Here is a 19,246-nt window from a genome sequence, read left to right on the forward strand (position 1 = left end):
ATCCATTCATCACAACAGCGCAGTGATGAATGGATTTATTTTGCAGAGCGAAATATAATGGCAAAACTATTGCTTTAATTATATTTGAGGATCGAATGTCTCAAAACATGGAAACTGAAAAACCAATAAATTTTGATGAGATACGTTTAGATCCTATTTCGCATATACATCGGGAAAACAACCCGCAATTTATTGCTTCTTTAGCACGCGGTTTAGAACTTTTAAGATGCTTTTCTGCAAATAATCAGGTGCTTGGTAACCAAGAATTAGCAAAAATGACGGGTTTACCTAAACCGACCATTGCACGTATTACCAATACCCTTGTGTCATTAGGCTATTTAAAACAATTGCCTAACTCAACTAAATACACATTAGACATTGGTGTTTTATCTTTAGGATATGCAGCATTATCTAATATCTCGATTCGTAATATTGCTCATCAATATATGGAAGAATTGAGTCAGTATGTTCAGGCTCCTGTGGCGATGGCAACGCGTGACCGATTAAATATGGTGTATATCGATGTTGTACAAATTGAAACTGCATTAAATATGCGCCGTCCAATTGGGTCAACCTTACCACTCCATAGTAGTTCAATGGGTCGAGCTTGTTTAGCTGCAACTCCTGAACGTGAACGCAACTTTCTACTCGATGCACTGAAACAAAAGAATTCCGAAAACTGGCCAGCCATAAAACGCTCTTTAGAACGAGCTTTCCGTGATTACCAAGATTATGGATATTGTTTGTCTTTAGGCGAGTGGCATAAAGAAGTGAACTCGGTGGCTGTACCTTTGGTCAGCTCCAAACACGGTCTTTATGTTTTTAACTGTGGTGCGCCAAGTTTTCATTTAAATCCAGAAAAACTTGAAGGTGAAATTGGACCACGTTTAATCCACATGGTGCACAATATTCAAGATGCCTTGAATGAAACGCACTAACAATCGTGCTTAAAACAATCATGGTTGAGTTGATTAAAATTCCACTTTCATTATGACTAAGGCATGATGAAAAACGCACTCTATACCCCAACCATTATTTTAATGGCAATTGCTGCAGGCATTTGTACAGGCGGAAATTATTTTAGTCAGCCACTCATTCACTCAATTAGTGTAAGCCTAGATTTAACTGAAACAACTACAGCGTGGGTGCCCACTCTAGCCCAAATCACCTACGCATGTGGCTTACTCTTCTTAATGCCATTAGGGGACATAATAGAAAAGCGCAAGCTACTATTTATCTTTATGTTATTGGCTTCAAGTGGATTAATTATTAGCGGTTTTTCGCACAATATTTATCTTTTACTACTTGGCACCGTCATTACTGGTCTATTTTCCAGTTCAGCCCAACTGTTATTGCCCCTTGCTGCAAGTCTGGTTCCGATTCAACAAAGCGGCCGTGTGGTTGGCTTTTTACTAAGCGGACTGATGATGGGTGTTTTACTCGCCCGTTCCCTTTCAGGGCTTATGTCTACACTTTTCGCTTGGAATATTATTTATTTGGTCAGTGGTTTTCTATTACTTGTTATTGCCTTTATTTTGCATCGTAATATCGGGTTATTTCCACCAACCAAATCTGAAAACTATGTAAAAACTATTCGCTCTTTACCACAGATTTTTATTCAAAATCGGCGTTTAAGAACCAGAACTTATATTGGTGGTTTTACATTTGCTTGTGTGAGTTTAACCTTTACCACCATGTCGTTGCTTCTGGCTCCAGCACCCTATTTTTTTAGCGACTTTACCATTGGCCTTTTCGGTTTTGTTGGCGTGTTAGGAACGTTCGTTGCCAATTTCTCAGGCAAATTTATTGATCAAGGCTATATTCATAAAATTTCGATTTATTGCGGCATTGGGCTAATTTTAAGTTGGATACTTTTTTCACTGTTACCCTATCATTTCGCCTTTTATATTATTGCTTTACTCATTCTCTACGCTTCTCTTTCTGCTGTTCATGTTACTAATCAAAGTATTGTATTTAAACTTAATCAAGAATTACGCTCACGATTTAACGCGATTTATATGACAGGTTACTTTGCTGGCGGCGCATTAGGCACAACAGCGGGAAGCTATGCTTGGAAACACTTCGGATGGATAGGTGTCTGTATTTTAGGCTTAATTTTTGCCGTGCTATGTCTTTATTATTGTTTGTGTGATGCAAAAAAACCAGCATAAATATGATGCTGGCTTTTTTAAAATGAAGAACGTGCTTAACTAATTTCGGTACGAATATTATTCACCATATGTAAAAGACGTGGTGCGATATCTTCTTCAAGCTTCTCACGGTTCATAATAAAACTTGGACCGCCACAGTTAAATACCAGTAAACCATGCTGTTCATGAATTAATGGAACAGCAACCGAGTTGACATCTTTATGCCATTCACCCACTGAAAAACAATAGCCAAAATCCTGATAGTCTTTAAAGGCTTTATCTAAATCACGGTTAATCTTGATCCAGTCTTCTTTATGCTTGCTGCGAATCGCATCAAGTAAAAATTCTCGTTCATCCTCAGGCATTGCAGCTAGGCAAGCACGCCCCATCGAACTCAAATGAATCGGTAAATAAGTACCGACCTGACGGCGCATGGTCATATTGCCTTTGCCCTGTACCACATCCAGATAAATCATATTCAAACGATCACGTGTTGCCATTGCAACCGCAGCACCTGCATAGTCAGCCAAATTCTTCATATAAGGATGCGCAATAGAACGAATCGATACATTGGACAGCATGGAATAACCAAAAGCCAAGACACCCACAGAGAGCTGGAATTTGCTCGAATTCGGGACTTGCTTGATATATCCCAAACGAGACAAAGTATGCGTGAGACGAGTAATCGTTGGCTTCGGCAAACCTGTCATTTGTGCCAATTCCTGATTGCCCAGATGCTGGTGTTTTGGAGTGAAGCAGCGTAGCAGCTCTAAACCACGAGCTAAAGCCGTAATAAATTGGCGGTCATTTTCATCTTGCATGTCTTCAATCGGATGTAACAACTCATGCCTTAAAGGCGCTAATAATTTTTCTGTTTGTTCTGCATCTACGGCATCATTCATGATTTTACCAATCTAAATATTTGTTTCGCACTGCGAAAATTATAATCTATTTTTTCTATAATAAACAGTTAAAGCTCATCCATGAATATCTAAACAACAAAGTTAAGTACAATCAAAAAGCAAAGTCAAAATACAGATGCATTTTGACTTTGCTACATTCGTTATCCAATAATTCCTTTCAGCTTTAATTCATCCAGTTTTTCCTGAGAAAGAACCCGGGTTAAAATAGTATCAGTATGCTCACCCAATAAAGGTGGCGCAGTTTTATACTCAACTGGCGTTCTTGAAAGTTTGATCGGCGATCCAATCACGGTGAGCTTTTCACGTTGCGGATGCGGCATATCAACCAGCATTTTTCTTGCAATCACTTGCGGCTCTTGAAAAGCCTGTGCCAGATTATTGATCACTCCAACAGGAACTTTAGCTGCATAAATAGCAGCAACCCATTCATCTGCTGTCTTTGTTAAAAAATGCGCTGATAAAATCCCAATAATTTCATCACGATGCTTGATTCGGTCCGCATTTCGGGTAAAACGCGCATCATTTGGTAAATCGGGTAAACCAATACTTCGACAGAGTTGAATAAACTGAGTGTCATTGCCACACGCAATAATAAAATCACGATCAGCAGCTTTAAACACCTGATATGGCACAATATTGGCGTGTGCATTACCATAACGTACAGGGACTTTCCCAGAGGACAGATAGTTCATTCCCTGATTGGCCATAGTGGCAATCTGCACATCCAGCAGCGCCATATCAATATACTGACCTAAACCTGTCGCATGGCGGTTCAGTAAAGCCGCCTGAATAGCAATGGTCGAATAAAGTCCTGTCGCCAGATCAGAAAATGCCACACCTACTTTTTGTGGGCCACCCCCTGCTAAATCATCCTTTTCACCTGTGATGGACATCAGCCCACCCATTCCCTGAATAATAAAATCATAGCCAGGCTCTTCTGCACGTGGACCATCTTGTCCAAAACCCGTAATCGAACAATAGACCAGACCCGGATTGATTGCTGACAATGCAGCATAATCCATCCCATATTTTTTCAGCGAACCAGCCTTATAATTTTCAATGACAACATCTGTATCCTGAATTAAAGCTTTGATCAGTTCCTGTCCTTCAGAAGTGGCAATATCGATTGCAACTGAGAGCTTATTACGATTTGTCGACTGATAGTAAGCCGCTTCTCGCGTGTCAGATCCAGCATCATCCTTCATCCAAGGGGGTCCCCATGATCGGGTATCATCTCCCACCTTTGGTCGTTCCACCTTAATCACTTCCGCACCCAGATCAGCAAGTATCTGCCCACACCACGGTCCAGCCAGTACCCGACTCAAATCAAGTACACGAATTCCATTTAAAGCGCCCATGTTTATCCCACTCACCTGTGCTTAATTTCCTATAGGAAAACTTACTTCATATAAGTTTCGCATAGCGATATATATTTTTAATATACAAACAAGATTTTAAAAAATCAAACCTTAATTTTCTATCAAAAAATATGATTTTTATTCAATAAATATAGATTAATTAAATCAACAGATTAGAAACCATTAAACACAAACAATATATCGCATTGCGAAATTTATTTTCAAAATATATTGTTTTGTGCGATTCCTTTGATTACTATCGCATCAATATTGATGATTTTACGAACATCGTATTTTTGTTTTTAGCTGCTTGTACAAAGGATATGACTATGATTCGAGATCAGGAAACACTGAACCAACTGGTCGATATGATTCGGCAGTTTGTTGAAGGTGTTTTAATTCCTCGTGAGAATGAAGTCGCTGAAACAGATGAAATTCCAAAAGATATTATTGAGCAAATGAAAGCGCTTGGCCTGTTTGGATTGACCATTCCAGAACAGTACGATGGTCTTGGGCTGACGATGGAAGAAGAAGTCTATATTGCTTTCGAGCTTGGCCGTACTTCCCCAGCCTTTCGCTCTCTGATCGGCACCAACAATGGGATTGGCTCTAGCGGTCTAATTATTGATGGCACAGAAGCACAAAAATCTTTTTTCCTGCCTCGTTTAGCACGTGGTGAAGTGATTAGCTCTTTTTGCTTAACCGAACCAGACGCTGGTTCAGATGCAGCAGCCTTAAAAACCACGGCAGTGAAAGATGGCGATTTCTATGTCTTAAATGGTACCAAGCGCTTTATTACCAATGCACCCCATGCTGGCGTCTTTACAGTGATGGCGCGAACCAATCCTGATATTAAAGGTGCTGGTGGCATTTCTGCATTTATTGTCGATAGTCAAACTTCGGGGATTTTTCTTGGTAAGCGCGATAAAAAGATGGGGCAAAAAGGTGCCCATACCTGTGATGTGATTTTTGAAAACTGTCGTGTTCCCGCTTCGGCATTAATTGGTGGAATCGAAGGTGTTGGTTTTAAAACTGCCATGAAAGTTCTAGACAAAGGCCGACTCCATATTGCGGCACTTAGTGTCGGGGCAGCCACACGAATGCTGGATGATGCATTGAGTTACGCCATGGAGCGTAAACAATTTGGTCAGCCGATTGCCGAATTTCAACTGATTCAAGCCATGCTCGCTGACTCTAAAGCTGAAATTTATGCGGCCAAATGTATGGTGCTTGACGCTGCGCGATTACGTGACATCGGACAAAACGTCAGTACAGAAGCATCTTGCGCCAAAATGTTTGCCACTGAAATGTGTGGCCGAGTTGCAGATCGCTGCGTACAGATTCACGGCGGTGCAGGCTATATCAGTGAATATGCGATTGAACGTTTTTATCGAGATGTCCGCTTGTTCCGTTTATATGAAGGAACCACGCAAGTTCAACAAATAATTATTGCCCGAAACATGATTCGAGCAGCTTCTTCATGACTCCCAAGCACTTTAAACGACTTAAGGTGCTTTAAATCAAATGTAGGTAATGGATTATGGCTACACTCTACAGTACACCTCGCTCACCAATACAAGCACATACCTGGAAAATTGCTTTTATTTTTGCATTTCTGGCTTTGTTGGTCGATGGTGCGGATCTTATGCTGCTGTCTTACAGCTTAAACAGTATTAAGGCAGATTTTGGCTTAAGCTCAGTTCAGGCAGGTATGCTCGGTAGTTTTACTTTGGCTGGTATGGCCATCGGCGGGATTTTTGGTGGTTGGGCATGTGACAAGTTTGGACGTGTCCGCATCGTTGTTATTTCTATTCTCACCTTTTCGCTATTAACTTGTGGCTTAGGTTTTACCCAAAGTTTTCTGCAATTCGGAATCCTAAGATTTTTTGCCTCACTTGGCCTTGGTTCACTCTATATCGCCTGTAATACCCTCATGGCGGAATATGTACCAACACGTTATCGCACAACTGTACTCGGAACCTTACAGGCAGGTTGGACCGTCGGATATATTGTGGCGACCCTGCTAGCAGGCTGGATTATTCCAGATCATGGTTGGCGTATGCTGTTTTACGTGGCAATTGTACCAGTGATTATTGCTGTATTAATGCATATGTTTGTTCCAGAACCAGAAGCATGGCAACAGTCTCGATTAAAACAATACGATGCAACAGCCAATACCGAAAAAACCTCTGCCTTTAAACTGATTTTTCAAGATAAACGCAATCGTAATATGTTTATCTTATGGGCATTAACCGCAGGTTTCCTACAATTTGGTTATTACGGCGTGAATAACTGGATGCCTTCATATCTGGAAAGTGAACTGGGTATGAAGTTTAAGGAAATGACCGCTTATATGGTGGGCACCTATACCGCAATGATTCTCGGCAAAGTTCTGGCTGGAATGATGGCGGATAAATTAGGTCGTCGTTTTACCTATGCTTTTGGCGCGATTGGTACTGCTATTTTCTTACCCTTGATTGTTTTTTATAACTCTCCAAGCAACATTCTATATTTACTGGTGACCTTCGGTTTCCTCTATGGTATCCCTTATGGCGTAAACGCGACCTATATGACCGAAAGCTTTGCTACAGCCATTCGCGGTACAGCTATTGGCGGAGCTTATAATGTTGGCCGTTTAGGCGCAGCACTTGCCCCTGCAACCATTGGTTTCTTGGCTTCTGGCGGTTCTATTGGTTTAGGTTTTGTGGTGATGGGTGCTGCTTACTTGATTTGTGGTGTGATTCCAGCACTATTTATTAAGGAAAAACAATATGACCCACAAAATTCTTAAATAAGATATTCCAGAACATCATGGGGTGGCATGAAAATGCATGATGACTTGAATACGCTTAAATATTAAATGTATTCATGCAGGAGAATACTCCTCCTACCCAATAACGTTAGAGTGTTTCTCATTCTTCGATTAAGCTTTTTAGGTAAACCTAGTCCTCTCGAGGGCTAGGTTTAAAAATAAACTCCCCAAATTATTTAACAGCTTAGCTTATTAAATGTCTAATTTCCCCTACATCCACACTCGTACACTGATTAAACACAGCAAAACGTTGTAATTCCAGCTCTAAAGCGTTGATGAATGCCTCTCGATCCTGCATCTTCGGATCTTCTAAATGCAGATGAATCAGCTCTAATCTCTTTTCACGGCGATGCACTTTGCAATCCATCCGCCCAACAAACCGATCTGCATATAACAGCGGTAAACAAAAATAACCATATTGTCTTTTCGCAGCTGGCACATAACATTCAATACGGTAATCAAAGTCAAATAAGCTACTCAAGCGCTCTCGATGAATCACCAGATTATCGAAAGGAGACAATATTTTGAGTTGTGCTTGAATAATGGGGTCATGTTCTAATACTGCACTGGCTGCATAAATCGTTTGTCCATTTTCCAGTTTCAGGAGCTTTACTAACCCTGCATCGATATGTTCATCCAATACGGTACGCATCACCTCACGTAACGCTTTTCCTTTTAAATGCAATAACTGCTTCCATGTAAATACACCGTGTGCGCGTATGTTCATGTTCAATAAATAATGCGCATATTCATGCAACGTCGGTGTGCTGAGATCAATCCCTTGTGGCAAACAGCGTTCAGTCAGATCAAAGACTTTCTCCATGCCATTACGCTCACAGATCATCAAGTCACCTTGCATAAATAACTGCTCAAGCGCCTTACGACTTGGACCAGCATTCCACCAACCTGCTGGGCCTTCCCGCTTCTCCTTCTGCATATTTCGCAGTTGAATTTTTCCTTCTGCTTTAACCTGAGCCAGAATCTCCTTCATCAAACGCGGATCACTTTTGAAATAGCGACTTTCACCCTTTCGTATCGCATTCATCAAGGGCATGGCATAACGATAATCCCGCATCGGCAGATAAGAGGCTGCGTGTGCCCAATGCTCGAAAATAAGCTGATCTTTCACTAACTGATTTAAATGACTCAACTGATAATCTGGCACCCGATTCCATAGGACATGATGATGCGCACGCTCAACCACTGAAATAGTATCTATTTGCACATAACCGAGATGCTCAATCGCGTTCAGTGTTCCAGATAATCCTTCACCGAATGTATTATTTTTTTCCAGACCTTGATGGGACAAGGCCAAACCTTTTAATAATGACAGCATAAATTTATCGTTGATCTTATGTTCTCAAACCATACAAATGGTCGTGAAATGAGTGAATTGATTTCATCTCACATTATCACATTCACCGAATCATTTTCCTTGTAAATAAAAGCGTGGAGCCACACCTAAAGAACGTTTAAAGGCCGCAGTAAAGGCACTACTGCTACTATACCCAAGCTCCATCGCCACACGGGTAATCGGCTGTCCTAATTCCATTCTAGTCAACGCATTCAGTAGACATGCCTGTTGCCGCCAATGGCTAAAACTCATACCTGTCTGTAGCCGAAAAATTCGGGTGAAATTGCGACGGCTCATCCCTACCTGTTCCGCAATCTGATCCAGATCATGGTCTAAAGTCGGTGCTTTTAATAATTGCAAACATAATGCAGCCAAGCGTGGCTCTTGTGGTAAAGGCGCATTCAATGGTAATTCAGGCATCAAAGCGATTTCGGCGATGATCAATTGCATTAAATAATCATCGCGTCCACCCAATTCATATTCGGCAGGCAGATCAACCGCTGTCGAGAGTAATTCATGCAATAACGGCGATACATTGATCACTGCACAATAAATGGGTAAACCTGCTTTGCGCGCGATTTCTGGAAGAATATAGGCACTGCGGGTTTTGGTAATACCGCCCATATGCACTTCATGATCAATCCCTGCTGGAATCCATAACGCACGTTTCGGTGGTACCACCCAACTGCCTGTATTGGTGGTTACCGTTAATACCCCAGTTATCGCATACAAGCATTGCCCTCTGGCATGACGATGACTTGCGAGAATTTGCCCATCCTCGTAATCATTGCCCGTTGCCATGACATTACGGGCCACATCCTGATAATCATTGACCTGAATATTACGCATTAGCTTCGTCTCTCAATATGGCCTGAAATCGATACTATCTGTCCCAAATATGATTGTGGGCCGCTTTCAGTTCAGTTTAGGATAAAAATGCTGAAAAACAAACCTTCTTCATTATCTCAATTTAAGCTGATACAACCTGTTGGAGCACGTATGGCAAATCATACAGGGACTCTTGAGACCACCTTTCCACAAGAGCAATTTCCACCTCAAGATCAACCTCAAAAATTCGTGTTGCGTGTGGTCGGTGCAGTTGCCTTTGCCCATCTATTAAATGACTCTATTCAGGCGGTCGTCACTGCAAGTTATCCCATGCTCAAAGCAGAGTTTTCACTGAGCTTTGCCCAGATTGGCTGGATTGCGTTGGTGTATCAAATTACCGCGTCATTATTACAACCGTGGATTGGACTCTATACCGACAAACACCCAAAACCGTATTTATTGCCTGCGGGTATGTTCGCCACACTGATCGGCATTGGATTAATGGCGATTGCAGGAAGTTATCACAGCTTACTTTTTGCAGCTGCACTGATTGGTATAGGTTCATCCACTTTTCATCCTGAAGCGTCACGTATTGCCCGTACTGCATCGGGTGGACGTTTTGGTACGGCGCAATCCATGTTCCAAGTGGGAGGAAATAGCGGTTCAGCGCTGGGTCCCTTAGTCGCTGCAGCCGTGATTATTCCCAACGGACAAGGTGCAATTGGCTTATTTGTTTTAGTTGCTGCTCTGGCTATTTTCGTTTTATTACGCGTAACCAAATGGCTGGTCAAACAAGCACCTGCACAACGCCTCGCCAGCCAACGTGCCATTTCGACCTTGACGCGTAAACAGGTGATTCAGGCCATGGCCGTCATCTGTATTTTACTGTTCGCCAAATTTATCTATATCGCTGCCATTACCAATTATTTTACTTTCTATCTCATTGAACGCTTTGATGTTTCAATTCAGACATCGCAGCTCTACTTATTTATGTTTTTAGGCGCTGTAGCACTGGGTACTTTTGCAGGCGGACCAGTCGGTGATCGTATCGGACGTAAAGCCGTGGTTTGGGTATCCTTTTTAGGTATCGCGCCATTTGCCCTGATGCTGCCTTATGTTGGTTTAACTGGGACAGCCATTCTGGTCATTATTATTGGTTTAGTGATGTCTTCTGCCTTCTCTGCGCTTGTGGTATATGCACAGGAAGCTGTACCCGGCCGGGTTGGCATGGTTGCGGGCTTAATGTTTGGATTGATGTTCGGTATTGGTGGAATAGGTGCAGCAGGTTTAGGTCATTTGGCGGATACACATGGTATTGTCTGGGTTTACAAACTCTGCTCGTTCTTACCTTTGTTAGGTTTTATGACTGCGTTATTGCCAAACACTAAAAAGTAATTTTTATATTCCTTATAAGACAACAGCCACTCTCGACTGTTGTCTGGGTTGAAAAACGTTAAAGTTGTTCAGACTTGATCTATTTTAATAAAATACACTGATTCACCAGACTGAATCGGTGGCTCTGCAAATGGCACAATCACAATACAATTGGCAGAAGCAAAACCATCAATCTGAAAAGGTTGTTGTGGAATGATCTGTAGCGAATATTGACCATCTGCTTCAAACTGGTAGCGTCCCCATAATAATGTTCTATACTTTGGATCAGGCTCAAGTTGCTGGTCGATCCTGCCTTGCAAATACAGATTCTCAAAAAAATCAGGATCATGCTTATTTAAAATATATTTCACAAATACGTGCATCAACAATGCAACATCTTGCATATTGCCAGGTAGACTGATAATTGTCGTTCGATCTTCAGTGATCTCTGTACGCATTTCCCTTAACTGCCCACGTTCGTCATAACGGCTTACGACCTGAGTGAGTCTAGGGCTTCGGTCATTACTCTGAAAAATCCGGAATTCACTGGCTGGCACACAACATGTCGTAACGGGACCATCACCATTGCCTTGATAAAAGTTAGCCAGCTTTGAAAGCCCTAATCCAGAACCGTAATGATTTAAAGGTGACCAGCATAAAATAATGTCAAACTCAGGAATTTGCTCATCAAAAAACTGATGATATTCGTCCCAAGCGGAAGTCAAGCTTCCATCTAATGCGGGATGTCCAGCTTCTTGATGGGAATTAAATGCCCTGTCATAACGTGCTGGTTTATGTGGTTTAATCTCAACCTCACCATACCCCCATGTTTTTAACAAATCTTTGAGGTATAAGCATTCTTCACTGATTTCCCCCGCTTGATCGAAAGGAAACATATTAACAATCAGGATTTTAGGGTGTCGATAAATAGAAAGCTCTGTAATACCCGCCCGTCTTAATGCGATTAACCGTTCAGGTGTAATTTTCTGATTTTTTGCAAGGATTAAATCGCCTTGTTTAAACACACTGCCTTGTTGAATAACACCTTGCATCGGCGCAATTGTTTTTTTTATTTTTACACCGCTGCTCTTACCAGAGAAATCTAAGCGCTTATCCTGTTCTAAAATAATAGTATCTACCCCTTCAGGAAGTCTGGTAAATTTAGGGATCTTGATTATATATCTGTCCAGATCAAGTTTATAAGGATTAATAGAGTGATATAACTGCTGTGTCCAGAAATACAAATCTTTTTCTATCCCCAGATTTTTTGAACTAACCTGCTGAGTGATATTCGAATCAATCGCCCAGCCTTCATAGGCAGAAAAATTGTGTAGTGGAAAATCTTGTAATGCATAAAGATCATCAGTATTGATCTGATTGAGTGCATCATCCAGCTTAACTCGCTGTTTCACATTTCCTTTTGGTAAGTATTGATGAATGCGGTAAAAGGCATCAGTTAATCTACAGGGAAGGTTTTCAGGTACAGGCAATCGATTGAACATCTATATTATTCCGCAACGTACTTATAAAGTGAGTACGAATCTATTATTTATAATGATAAAAATAGGACAGCTTTTTAAAATATGATTATCCCTTCATACTGAAGAGTAAAATATTAAAGAAAAGCCCCAGCAAAAAAGTCAGGGCATTTTAAATTATTTACCAGAAAAATGATGCTTAATATACAAACACTTAAAACATATACTTTTATACTATTGAAGGTAATTTAAATCATTCAACAATCAAATCTTTAGCAGGAATACCATCACCATAAACCGGTTTTAAGGTTTTTTCATAAGCTTGATGAATGACACCCTCTTTTGCCAATTTGTCTAAATCCTGATTTAACCAATCCAGCAATTCTTTATTACCCTTTTGCACTGCGGGTGCAATTAAATCTTGCTCACCTAAATTGGTAATGCCGACTGTGTAATTTGGATTTTCCTTTGCCCACGCCAGTACCAATAGATTGTCATGTGCCAAAGCAACGCCACGACCATCTTTTAAAGCATCAAAGGTTTCCGTATTCTGCTCATACTTTTGCAACTTAATTTCAGGATGTTGCTTGCTAAAGAAAGAATCTGCTGTGGTGCCCTTATTTACCAATAAAGTCTGATCCTTTAACTGGGCAATATCGGTAATCAGTTTATTTTTAGGAGACACCACACCCAAAGCGACTTTTAAATAGGGTTTGGCAAAATCTACCACCTGTTCACGTTCAGGTGTCACAGTGAAATTGGCAAAAATAATATCGACTTTGTTGGCTTTCAGATATTCGACACGATTGGCTGCCTCAGTCAGAACAAACTGAACTTTATTTTCATCACCCAATAAATCTTTGGCAACGTGTTTGGCAATTTCAACATCAAAGCCCTGATTTTTACCTTGAGCATCCAGATAACCAAACGGCGGCTTGTCGCTAAATACCCCGATACGCACTACACCGTTTTTCTTGATCTGTTCAATACTGGAAACTTGTGTGGCTGAATCCGTGCTCTTTTCAGTGGATTGTGGATTCTTATTACAAGCCGCTAGCCCTAAACTCAGTACAGAAGCCAGCAGTAATTTTTGAATATTTGAAAATGTTATTGTTTGCATAAGTTCACCTATTTTTAACGTTTTAAATTGTGTTATTGCTTAGGAATATCGACATCCAGAAAGATATTCGGATTCACTTTTTCGCCATAAATCGGCTTCAAGGTTTGGTCATAAATCTTTTGAACTTCACCTGTCGTTCTGAGCTGTTTAATTTCATCATTGAGCCAGTGCAATAATTGGGTATTGCCCTTCTTCACGCCTGCTGCGATAAAATCTTGATTGCCAATTTGAGGAATACCCGCCACATAATTCGGATTCTGGGCTGCCCATGCCAGTGCATAAGTACTGTCTTGGGAAATGGCATCCCCCCGACCATCAATCAATGCATTGAAGGCATCGGTATTTTGTCCAAATTTCAATAAATGAATTTTGGGATAGTTTTTACTAAAATAAATCTCCGAGCTTGAACCCTTATTTACAATTAAGGTTTTGCCTTCAAGACTTTTAACATCGGTAATGGCTTTGGCTTTTGGAGAGACAATACCTAAGGAAGCTTTTAAATAAGGCTCAGAAAAATCAACCACCTGTTGACGTTCTGGCGTCACCGAAAAGCTGGCAAAAACCACATCAACTTTTCCTGACTTTAGAAACTCAACCCGATTGGCAGCTTCCGCAACCACAAACTGGATTTTATTTTCATCGCCGAGTAAATCTTGAGTGACACGTTTAGCCAGCACTACATCAAAGCCCTGATTTTTGCCCGCACTATCGACATAACCAAAAGGAGGATTGTCCGCAAATACGCCAACCCGCAATAAACCATTCTTCCGTATCTGTTCTAGTGAAGTATCTTGTGCTGTATTTTTAGGTTCAGAAGACGCTGGTTGATTACAGCCCGTCAACACGCCTGCCATCGCTACACAAATGATGCCCAGACCAAACATTTTTGTTTTTGAAGAATGGTGATGTTGCCTAACTGCTAAATTCAATCTCATAAAGTCCTCATTTTCATTTTAATAATTCAAAATATTTAAAAAGGTTTTGGCTCTTTCCGTCTGCGGATGCTGAAAAAATGCCTCTGGCTCGCTTTGCTCGATAATCCTGCCCTTATCCATAAAAATAATGCGGTCTGCCACTTTACGTGCAAAGCCCATTTCATGCGTCACGATCAGCATGGTCATGCCTTCCTGTGCAAGTTTCAGCACGACATCCAACACTTCCCTTACCATTTCAGGATCGAGCGCTGCGGTAATCTCATCCAGTAAAATCACTTTCGGTTTCATTACTAAGGCACGGACAATTGCAATTCGTTGTTTCTGACCGCCTGACAAATTGGATGGATAATCATATTTACGATCAAGCAAACCGACTCGCTGCAATAGCTGATCTGCCAATTGTTCCACTTCTGCACGTTGGCGTTTCTGTGCTTTTAGAGGACCAAGCAAAATGTTATCAATCACATTCATATGCTTGAATAATTCATAGTTCTGGAACACCATGCCAATCTGTTGGCGCACGCTATCCCACGGCAAGTCCTGCCCAAGCACGCCCACATCTTTGAGCTGAATTTTTCCCTGCTGAATAGGTTCCAATCCATTGATACAACGCAATAAGGTACTTTTGCCACAACCCGATGGCCCCAAAATCACCACCACTTCACCCTGTTGCACTTCCAAATCAATGCCATGCAAAATATGACTTTGTTTATAAAATTTCTGCACATGTTGTATCGATAACAAAGTCATGCGTTCTCCCACACTTTTTCTAAATGCGCTGCTAAAAGCGATAATGGATAACAAATCAGGAAATAAAGAATAAAGATGAAACCATAAATCCACAGCGATGCACTTGGGACGGTTAATAATGAATTTTCAATAATCTGCTGCCCGACTTTCAGGACTTCCACCATCCCGATCAATACCGCCAGAGAACTGGTTTTGATCATGCGGGTAAACAGATTCAATGCCCCAGGTGTCACCCGTTTTAAACTTTGTGGGAAAATCACATAAGTCAAAGCCTGTACATGATTTAAACCTACGGCATAAGCAGAATCACGTTGATGCTGATCGATCGAAGTAATCGAGGCCCGAACTAAATCGCCCATTTCCGCAGTACCCCATAAGGTAAATACAAAAATACAGACCCAAAACGATGACAACTGCCAGTTAAACCAAGTTGCAAAACCGAAATAGAAAACAAACAATAGGACGAGAATCGGCACAATCCGAATGGTTTCCAGATAGAAACGGCACAGGATTTTAATCAGCATATTTTTTGAGGTCATGATCACCCCAAAAACCGTCCCGAAAATGGCCGATAAAAACACTGAAAGAAAGGCAATTTCGATGGTTTGCAATAAGCCATGCAGTAAACGTTCGATATGGCTCGGTTGAAATAAATACTCAAGTCCCATGGCTCACCTTCCGACTGCGGTATTCCAGATAACTTGTTAAAGCAGATACAGGTAACAAGATCATCAGATAGGCCATGATTAATAGAAATAAAGCTTCCGTGGTTTTGTAATCCATGCCAATCAGGTCTTTGGTCATAAACAACAATTCCACCACTGCAATCGCACTCAAGACTGAGCTTTCTTTAATCAGAAATAAGCAGTTTGCGCCAATCGCAGGAATAGACAGTGATAACGCTTGAGGAAACACCACATATTGAAAGACTTGCACGGCGTTGAGCCCCACACTTCGGGCAGAATCAATCTGTCCTTGTGCAACTGACTGTAAGCCTGCACGGAAGGCTTCTGCCATGTAGCTGCCCCCGAGAAAAGTCAGACCAATCACACCACATGTAAAACCATCCAGTTTGATCCCGATCTTGGGTAAACCGTAGTAAAGAAAAAAGAGCTGAATAAGCAACGGTGTATTGCGGGAAACCTCGATATAGATTTTGACGATTTTATTGAGTATCCGAACTTGATAGGTACTGATCACACTACAGATGAGTCCAAGCAGAATAGAGAGTACGATACCAATACTGGAGATTTTTAAGGTCATAAGCGTGGCCGCATAAAACTGCGGCAGCACACTGTGTATATACTGCCAATCCAAAGAAAACATCCGAATGAAAAATTGATTCTTTTGATAAATACGTTGTTGTTATTTATCTTTGGATGAGTCTAATCTGGTTGAAAATTCACATAAAATATTATTATTTGCTAAGCTTTGCTGAAATTTGGATGATGGACTTTATTTCATATCAATTCAGCTTATAAGAAATGCTGGGGACTTTCCCAGCATTATTTTAAATATTTACTTAGACTAAATTGCGACTGAGAATCTGATCGATAATTTAGTTATCATTAGCCGAAGCTTTACTAAAATTCCTATTAGCATAATCCTTCACATTCAGACTGTCACTTGCTTGTATAACAAGTGCACTTTCACCTCTTACGCTTCCTTTTAAACTTTAGTACTTATAATTACAATAAAATATATCATATATTTTTAACTAAAAATATTATCTAATCTCTGTTTCAAATCCTTACTTAATAATGGGTCTAAGATATCATCGACTTTTCTCCAATTCGCTATATACTCACTCATTTCTTCTCTCATAAATTCCTCTTTCATGAAGGCCAGCATATAATATCCATCAATCACTACTCCCACGAATCTACACTTACTATCGAACAACATATAACCACCATTTAACATCTGCATAAATGATCTATTTACAGATGCTAGGCTATCTTTTTTTAATAATGTTTTAGCAATCATTAATGGTTCAAATTTTTTGAAATCTGTATCTTCTGTATCACTTAAAGGAATCCAATACAGATATTCATCTTCTCCACTCATAAATAAGCATATTTTTTCGAATAAAGAGAGATAACAACTTTTATTAGAATAATCAAAAAAATCTAATAATTGGATACCATTCTTAACTTCATTAATATCTGTTTTTAATATAGAGGCTCCATCATTCCATTCAACAACCAAATTTAAAAAATAACTTAACTCATGTTCATTTAACAAACCATAGTTTTCTATTAGGGGGGCATTATCCTCAATCCAAGGCTTAATTTTCATAACGGATCTCCATTACTTTTTGTCCATTTGATTTTTAAATTTCAATTGTAAATCTCGCTTTTGAAACATATTGGGATAAAGAGAAATTCCTTAACCACCGTACTTCCATCTTGCTCTGGTACACGAATAATATAACTTGGTTAACCACATAAAGATGTTTTCCTTTAATCGTTTGATACATCGGACTACATGTACTCGGTAATGTTCTAATTCCAGCTATTTCTTTAAAAGCTGTATAAATATCATCATTAGAAGCACCTTTATAAACAGCCGTCCCTGAAGAAATCGATGGTTTTAGCCAAGGCATTATTTTCAACAAAATATTGCCTTCTTTAAATCTTTTAGTAAAAAAGTTATGAGAAAATTAGGCCTATATTCTCGCTTTCAAACTAGTCGCCCCCCTCACAATCCATTACAATCACTTCTTTTTTGTTCAGCGCATCTTATTTTGAGTACTTCCTCTCCCCAATTAAAACGTGGGCTTAAAAATCGTCATATCCACCTGATCGCTATGGGCGGTGCGGTGGGTACTGGACTATTTCTAGGTTCTGCTCAAGTGATCCAGTCTGCTGGCCCTTCGATTATTTTGGGCTATGCCATCGTTGGTCTCATCGCATTTCTCATCATGCGACAAATGGGTGAAATGATTGTAGAAGAACCTGTTGCAGGCTCTTTTAGTTATTTTTCACAAAAATATTGGGGAAGATTTGCTGGCTTCTTATCGGGTTGGAATTATTGGGTCGTCTATATTCTAGTGGCAATGACTGAGCTGACAGCCATTGCCAAATATATCCATTATTGGTGGCCACATATTCCTGCGTGGATCTCGACTTTATTTTTCTTCATTGTTGTAACCTGCTTAAACCTAGGCAATGTGAAGTTTTATGGTGAATCAGAGTTCTGGTTAGCCATTATTAAGGTTGTTGCTGTCATTTCCATGATTCTGTTCGGTTTGTATCTATTGCTGACTGCTGGTGCTGATTCGACTGCAAGCTTTACCAACTTATGGCAACACGGCGGATTTTTTCCGCATGGTTTCTCAGGTCTGTTTTATATGCTGGCCTTTTTAATGTTTGCTTTTGGTGGCATTGAATTGATCGGTATGACAGCTGCTGAAGCAGAAAATCCTGAGAAAAGTATTCCGCAAGCTATCAATCAGGTGATCTTCCGGATTCTGATTTTCTACGTGGCTTCGCTTGCCATCATCATGTCACTGATTCCATGGAATCAACTGGATTTGGGTGGTCTGGATAAAAGCCCATTTGTGATGATTTTTAACCAACTTGGGATTGATTGGGCTGCACATTTACTGAATTTTATTATTCTAACGGCGGCACTCTCTGTGTATAACAGCGGTATGTATGCCAATAGCCGTATGCTCTACGGGTTGGCAGTACAAGGCAATGCTCCAAAAGTTTTTGCAAAAGTCAGTCAGCAAGGTGTGCCGATGCCTGCGGTGATCTTTTCTTCGATTTTAATTTTTGGCTGTGTATTACTGAATTATTTTGTACCAGAACAGGCCTTAAGTCATTTGATGTATATGGCGGTTGCGGCTTTGGTTTTAAACTGGGCGATTATTAGCTTTACCCATTTAAAGTTTAAGCGCGCCGTTCAACAACAAGGTCTAACGGTAAAGTTCCCTGCACTGTTTTCGCCATTTAGTAATTATTTGGTTTTGGCGTTTATCGTGATGATTTTATACATTATGTGGACGCAAGGCTTTAAGGAATCAGTGATTTTAATTCCGGTCTGGATCATGTTTATGTTTGGATTATTTAAATTCTTGAAATGGAATAAATCCCTCTAAATATCTAACCTACAATACGCATCTACAGCAATCTGTAAAATAAACTGTGGATGCGTTAT

At 40.4% G+C, this 19,246-nt stretch carries 16 protein-coding genes and 1 pseudogene; 6 read left to right on the top strand and 11 right to left on the bottom strand.

Annotated features, from left to right (window positions below; all coding sequences use genetic code 11):
• The first annotated feature begins 95 nt into the window (after positions 1-95).
• Positions 96-938, top strand: coding sequence for an IclR family transcriptional regulator (locus PJ15_RS04595; protein ID WP_047428446.1), 843 nt, complete (start codon positions 96-98; stop codon positions 936-938).
• A 63-nt stretch (positions 939-1,001) separates the two neighbouring features.
• Positions 1,002-2,214, top strand: a pseudogene (locus PJ15_RS04600) (MFS transporter).
• On the opposite strand, the gene PJ15_RS04605 reads toward PJ15_RS04600, so the two are convergent.
• Positions 2,207-3,052 carry an IclR family transcriptional regulator gene (locus PJ15_RS04605; RefSeq protein WP_005258332.1) on the bottom strand — a complete coding sequence of 282 codons (846 nt, stop codon included), beginning with the start codon at positions 3,050-3,052 and terminating at the stop codon, positions 2,207-2,209. The pseudogene PJ15_RS04600 and the gene PJ15_RS04605 sit on opposite strands and share 8 nt — an antisense overlap.
• Before the next feature lie 161 nt (positions 3,053-3,213).
• A complete protein-coding gene (locus PJ15_RS04610; protein ID WP_047428452.1) occupies positions 3,214-4,431 on the bottom strand; it encodes a CaiB/BaiF CoA transferase family protein in 1,218 nt (405 codons plus the stop codon).
• A gap of 329 nt (positions 4,432-4,760) precedes the next feature.
• Between PJ15_RS04610 and PJ15_RS04615 the strand changes: the two genes are divergently transcribed.
• Positions 4,761-5,915 carry an acyl-CoA dehydrogenase family protein gene (locus tag PJ15_RS04615; protein ID WP_047428454.1) on the top strand — a complete coding sequence of 385 codons (1,155 nt, stop codon included), beginning with the start codon at positions 4,761-4,763 and terminating at the stop codon, positions 5,913-5,915.
• 56 nt (positions 5,916-5,971) lie between these two features.
• The gene (locus PJ15_RS04620; RefSeq protein WP_047428457.1) at positions 5,972-7,222 is read left to right on the top strand and encodes an MFS transporter; all 1,251 of its coding nucleotides are present in this window, start codon (positions 5,972-5,974) and stop codon (positions 7,220-7,222) included.
• A gap of 205 nt (positions 7,223-7,427) precedes the next feature.
• On the opposite strand, the gene PJ15_RS04625 is transcribed toward PJ15_RS04620, so the two are convergent.
• Together PJ15_RS04625 and PJ15_RS04630 are read right to left on the bottom strand one after the other, a co-directional pair.
• On the bottom strand, positions 7,428-8,579 hold the full coding sequence (locus tag PJ15_RS04625; RefSeq protein WP_047428460.1) for a winged helix-turn-helix domain-containing protein: 1,152 nt from the start codon (positions 8,577-8,579) through the stop codon (positions 7,428-7,430).
• A gap of 90 nt (positions 8,580-8,669) precedes the next feature.
• Complete coding sequence (locus PJ15_RS04630; protein WP_047428463.1) at positions 8,670-9,446, bottom strand: AraC family transcriptional regulator; 777 nt, start codon at positions 9,444-9,446, stop codon at positions 8,670-8,672.
• Between the two features lie 150 nt (positions 9,447-9,596).
• On the opposite strand from PJ15_RS04630, the gene PJ15_RS04635 reads away from it, so the two are divergent.
• A complete protein-coding gene (locus tag PJ15_RS04635; RefSeq protein WP_047429162.1) occupies positions 9,597-10,820 on the top strand; it encodes an MFS transporter in 1,224 nt (407 codons plus the stop codon).
• Between the two features lie 68 nt (positions 10,821-10,888).
• Here the strand turns inward: PJ15_RS04635 and PJ15_RS04640 are convergent, their stop codons facing one another.
• From PJ15_RS04640 to PJ15_RS04670, 7 genes are all read right to left on the bottom strand, one after another.
• Positions 10,889-12,301, bottom strand: coding sequence for a molybdenum cofactor biosysnthesis protein MoeA (locus tag PJ15_RS04640; protein ID WP_047428464.1), 1,413 nt, complete (start codon positions 12,299-12,301; stop codon positions 10,889-10,891).
• A gap of 229 nt (positions 12,302-12,530) precedes the next feature.
• A complete protein-coding gene (locus PJ15_RS04645) occupies positions 12,531-13,397 on the bottom strand; it encodes a cysteine ABC transporter substrate-binding protein (protein WP_047428467.1) in 867 nt (288 codons plus the stop codon).
• Positions 13,398-13,429: 32 nt separating this feature from the next.
• Entirely contained in the window at positions 13,430-14,332 is a 903-nt protein-coding gene (locus PJ15_RS04650) for a transporter substrate-binding domain-containing protein (protein ID WP_047428469.1), read from the bottom strand.
• Between the two features lie 18 nt (positions 14,333-14,350).
• On the bottom strand, positions 14,351-15,082 hold the full coding sequence (locus tag PJ15_RS04655; protein ID WP_047428471.1) for an amino acid ABC transporter ATP-binding protein: 732 nt from the start codon (positions 15,080-15,082) through the stop codon (positions 14,351-14,353).
• A complete protein-coding gene (locus tag PJ15_RS04660; RefSeq protein WP_047428473.1) occupies positions 15,079-15,750 on the bottom strand; it encodes an amino acid ABC transporter permease in 672 nt (223 codons plus the stop codon). Before PJ15_RS04660 ends, PJ15_RS04655 begins: the two co-directional genes overlap by 4 nt.
• On the bottom strand, positions 15,740-16,399 hold the full coding sequence (locus tag PJ15_RS04665; protein ID WP_047429164.1) for an amino acid ABC transporter permease: 660 nt from the start codon (positions 16,397-16,399) through the stop codon (positions 15,740-15,742). The genes PJ15_RS04660 and PJ15_RS04665 overlap by 11 nt, the downstream gene beginning before the upstream one ends.
• 396 nt (positions 16,400-16,795) lie before the next feature.
• Complete coding sequence (locus PJ15_RS04670; RefSeq protein WP_047428476.1) at positions 16,796-17,380, bottom strand: hypothetical protein; 585 nt, start codon at positions 17,378-17,380, stop codon at positions 16,796-16,798.
• Positions 17,381-17,828: 448 nt separating this feature from the next.
• Here PJ15_RS04670 and PJ15_RS04680 point away from each other — a divergent pair, with 448 nt between their 5' ends.
• Positions 17,829-19,187: an amino acid permease gene (locus PJ15_RS04680; RefSeq protein WP_081402757.1), complete on the top strand. Its 1,359-nt coding sequence runs from the start codon at positions 17,829-17,831 to the stop codon at positions 19,185-19,187.
• Positions 19,188-19,246 lie beyond the last annotated feature (59 nt).

Source organism: Acinetobacter sp. neg1, from assembly GCF_000788125.1.
In the GTDB taxonomy this organism is placed as follows: Bacteria; Pseudomonadota; Gammaproteobacteria; order Pseudomonadales; family Moraxellaceae; genus Acinetobacter; species Acinetobacter vivianii.

Coding starts and splice junctions, on each gene's coding strand:
- PJ15_RS04655 (WP_047428471.1), bottom strand. CDS start 15,082: ATGACTTTGTTATCGATACAACATGTGCAGAAATTTTATAAACAAAGT.
- PJ15_RS04615 (WP_047428454.1), top strand. CDS start 4,761: ATGATTCGAGATCAGGAAACACTGAACCAACTGGTCGATATGATTCGG.
- PJ15_RS04660 (WP_047428473.1), bottom strand. CDS start 15,750: ATGGGACTTGAGTATTTATTTCAACCGAGCCATATCGAACGTTTACTG.
- PJ15_RS04625 (WP_047428460.1), bottom strand. CDS start 8,579: ATGCTGTCATTATTAAAAGGTTTGGCCTTGTCCCATCAAGGTCTGGAA.
- PJ15_RS04595 (WP_047428446.1), top strand. CDS start 96: ATGTCTCAAAACATGGAAACTGAAAAACCAATAAATTTTGATGAGATA.
- PJ15_RS04645 (WP_047428467.1), bottom strand. CDS start 13,397: ATGCAAACAATAACATTTTCAAATATTCAAAAATTACTGCTGGCTTCT.
- PJ15_RS04640 (WP_047428464.1), bottom strand. CDS start 12,301: ATGTTCAATCGATTGCCTGTACCTGAAAACCTTCCCTGTAGATTAACT.
- PJ15_RS04605 (WP_005258332.1), bottom strand. CDS start 3,052: ATGAATGATGCCGTAGATGCAGAACAAACAGAAAAATTATTAGCGCCT.
- PJ15_RS04620 (WP_047428457.1), top strand. CDS start 5,972: ATGGCTACACTCTACAGTACACCTCGCTCACCAATACAAGCACATACC.
- PJ15_RS04610 (WP_047428452.1), bottom strand. CDS start 4,431: ATGGGCGCTTTAAATGGAATTCGTGTACTTGATTTGAGTCGGGTACTG.
- PJ15_RS04630 (WP_047428463.1), bottom strand. CDS start 9,446: ATGCGTAATATTCAGGTCAATGATTATCAGGATGTGGCCCGTAATGTC.
- PJ15_RS04670 (WP_047428476.1), bottom strand. CDS start 17,380: ATGAAAATTAAGCCTTGGATTGAGGATAATGCCCCCCTAATAGAAAAC.
- PJ15_RS04635 (WP_047429162.1), top strand. CDS start 9,597: ATGGCAAATCATACAGGGACTCTTGAGACCACCTTTCCACAAGAGCAA.
- PJ15_RS04650 (WP_047428469.1), bottom strand. CDS start 14,332: ATGAGATTGAATTTAGCAGTTAGGCAACATCACCATTCTTCAAAAACA.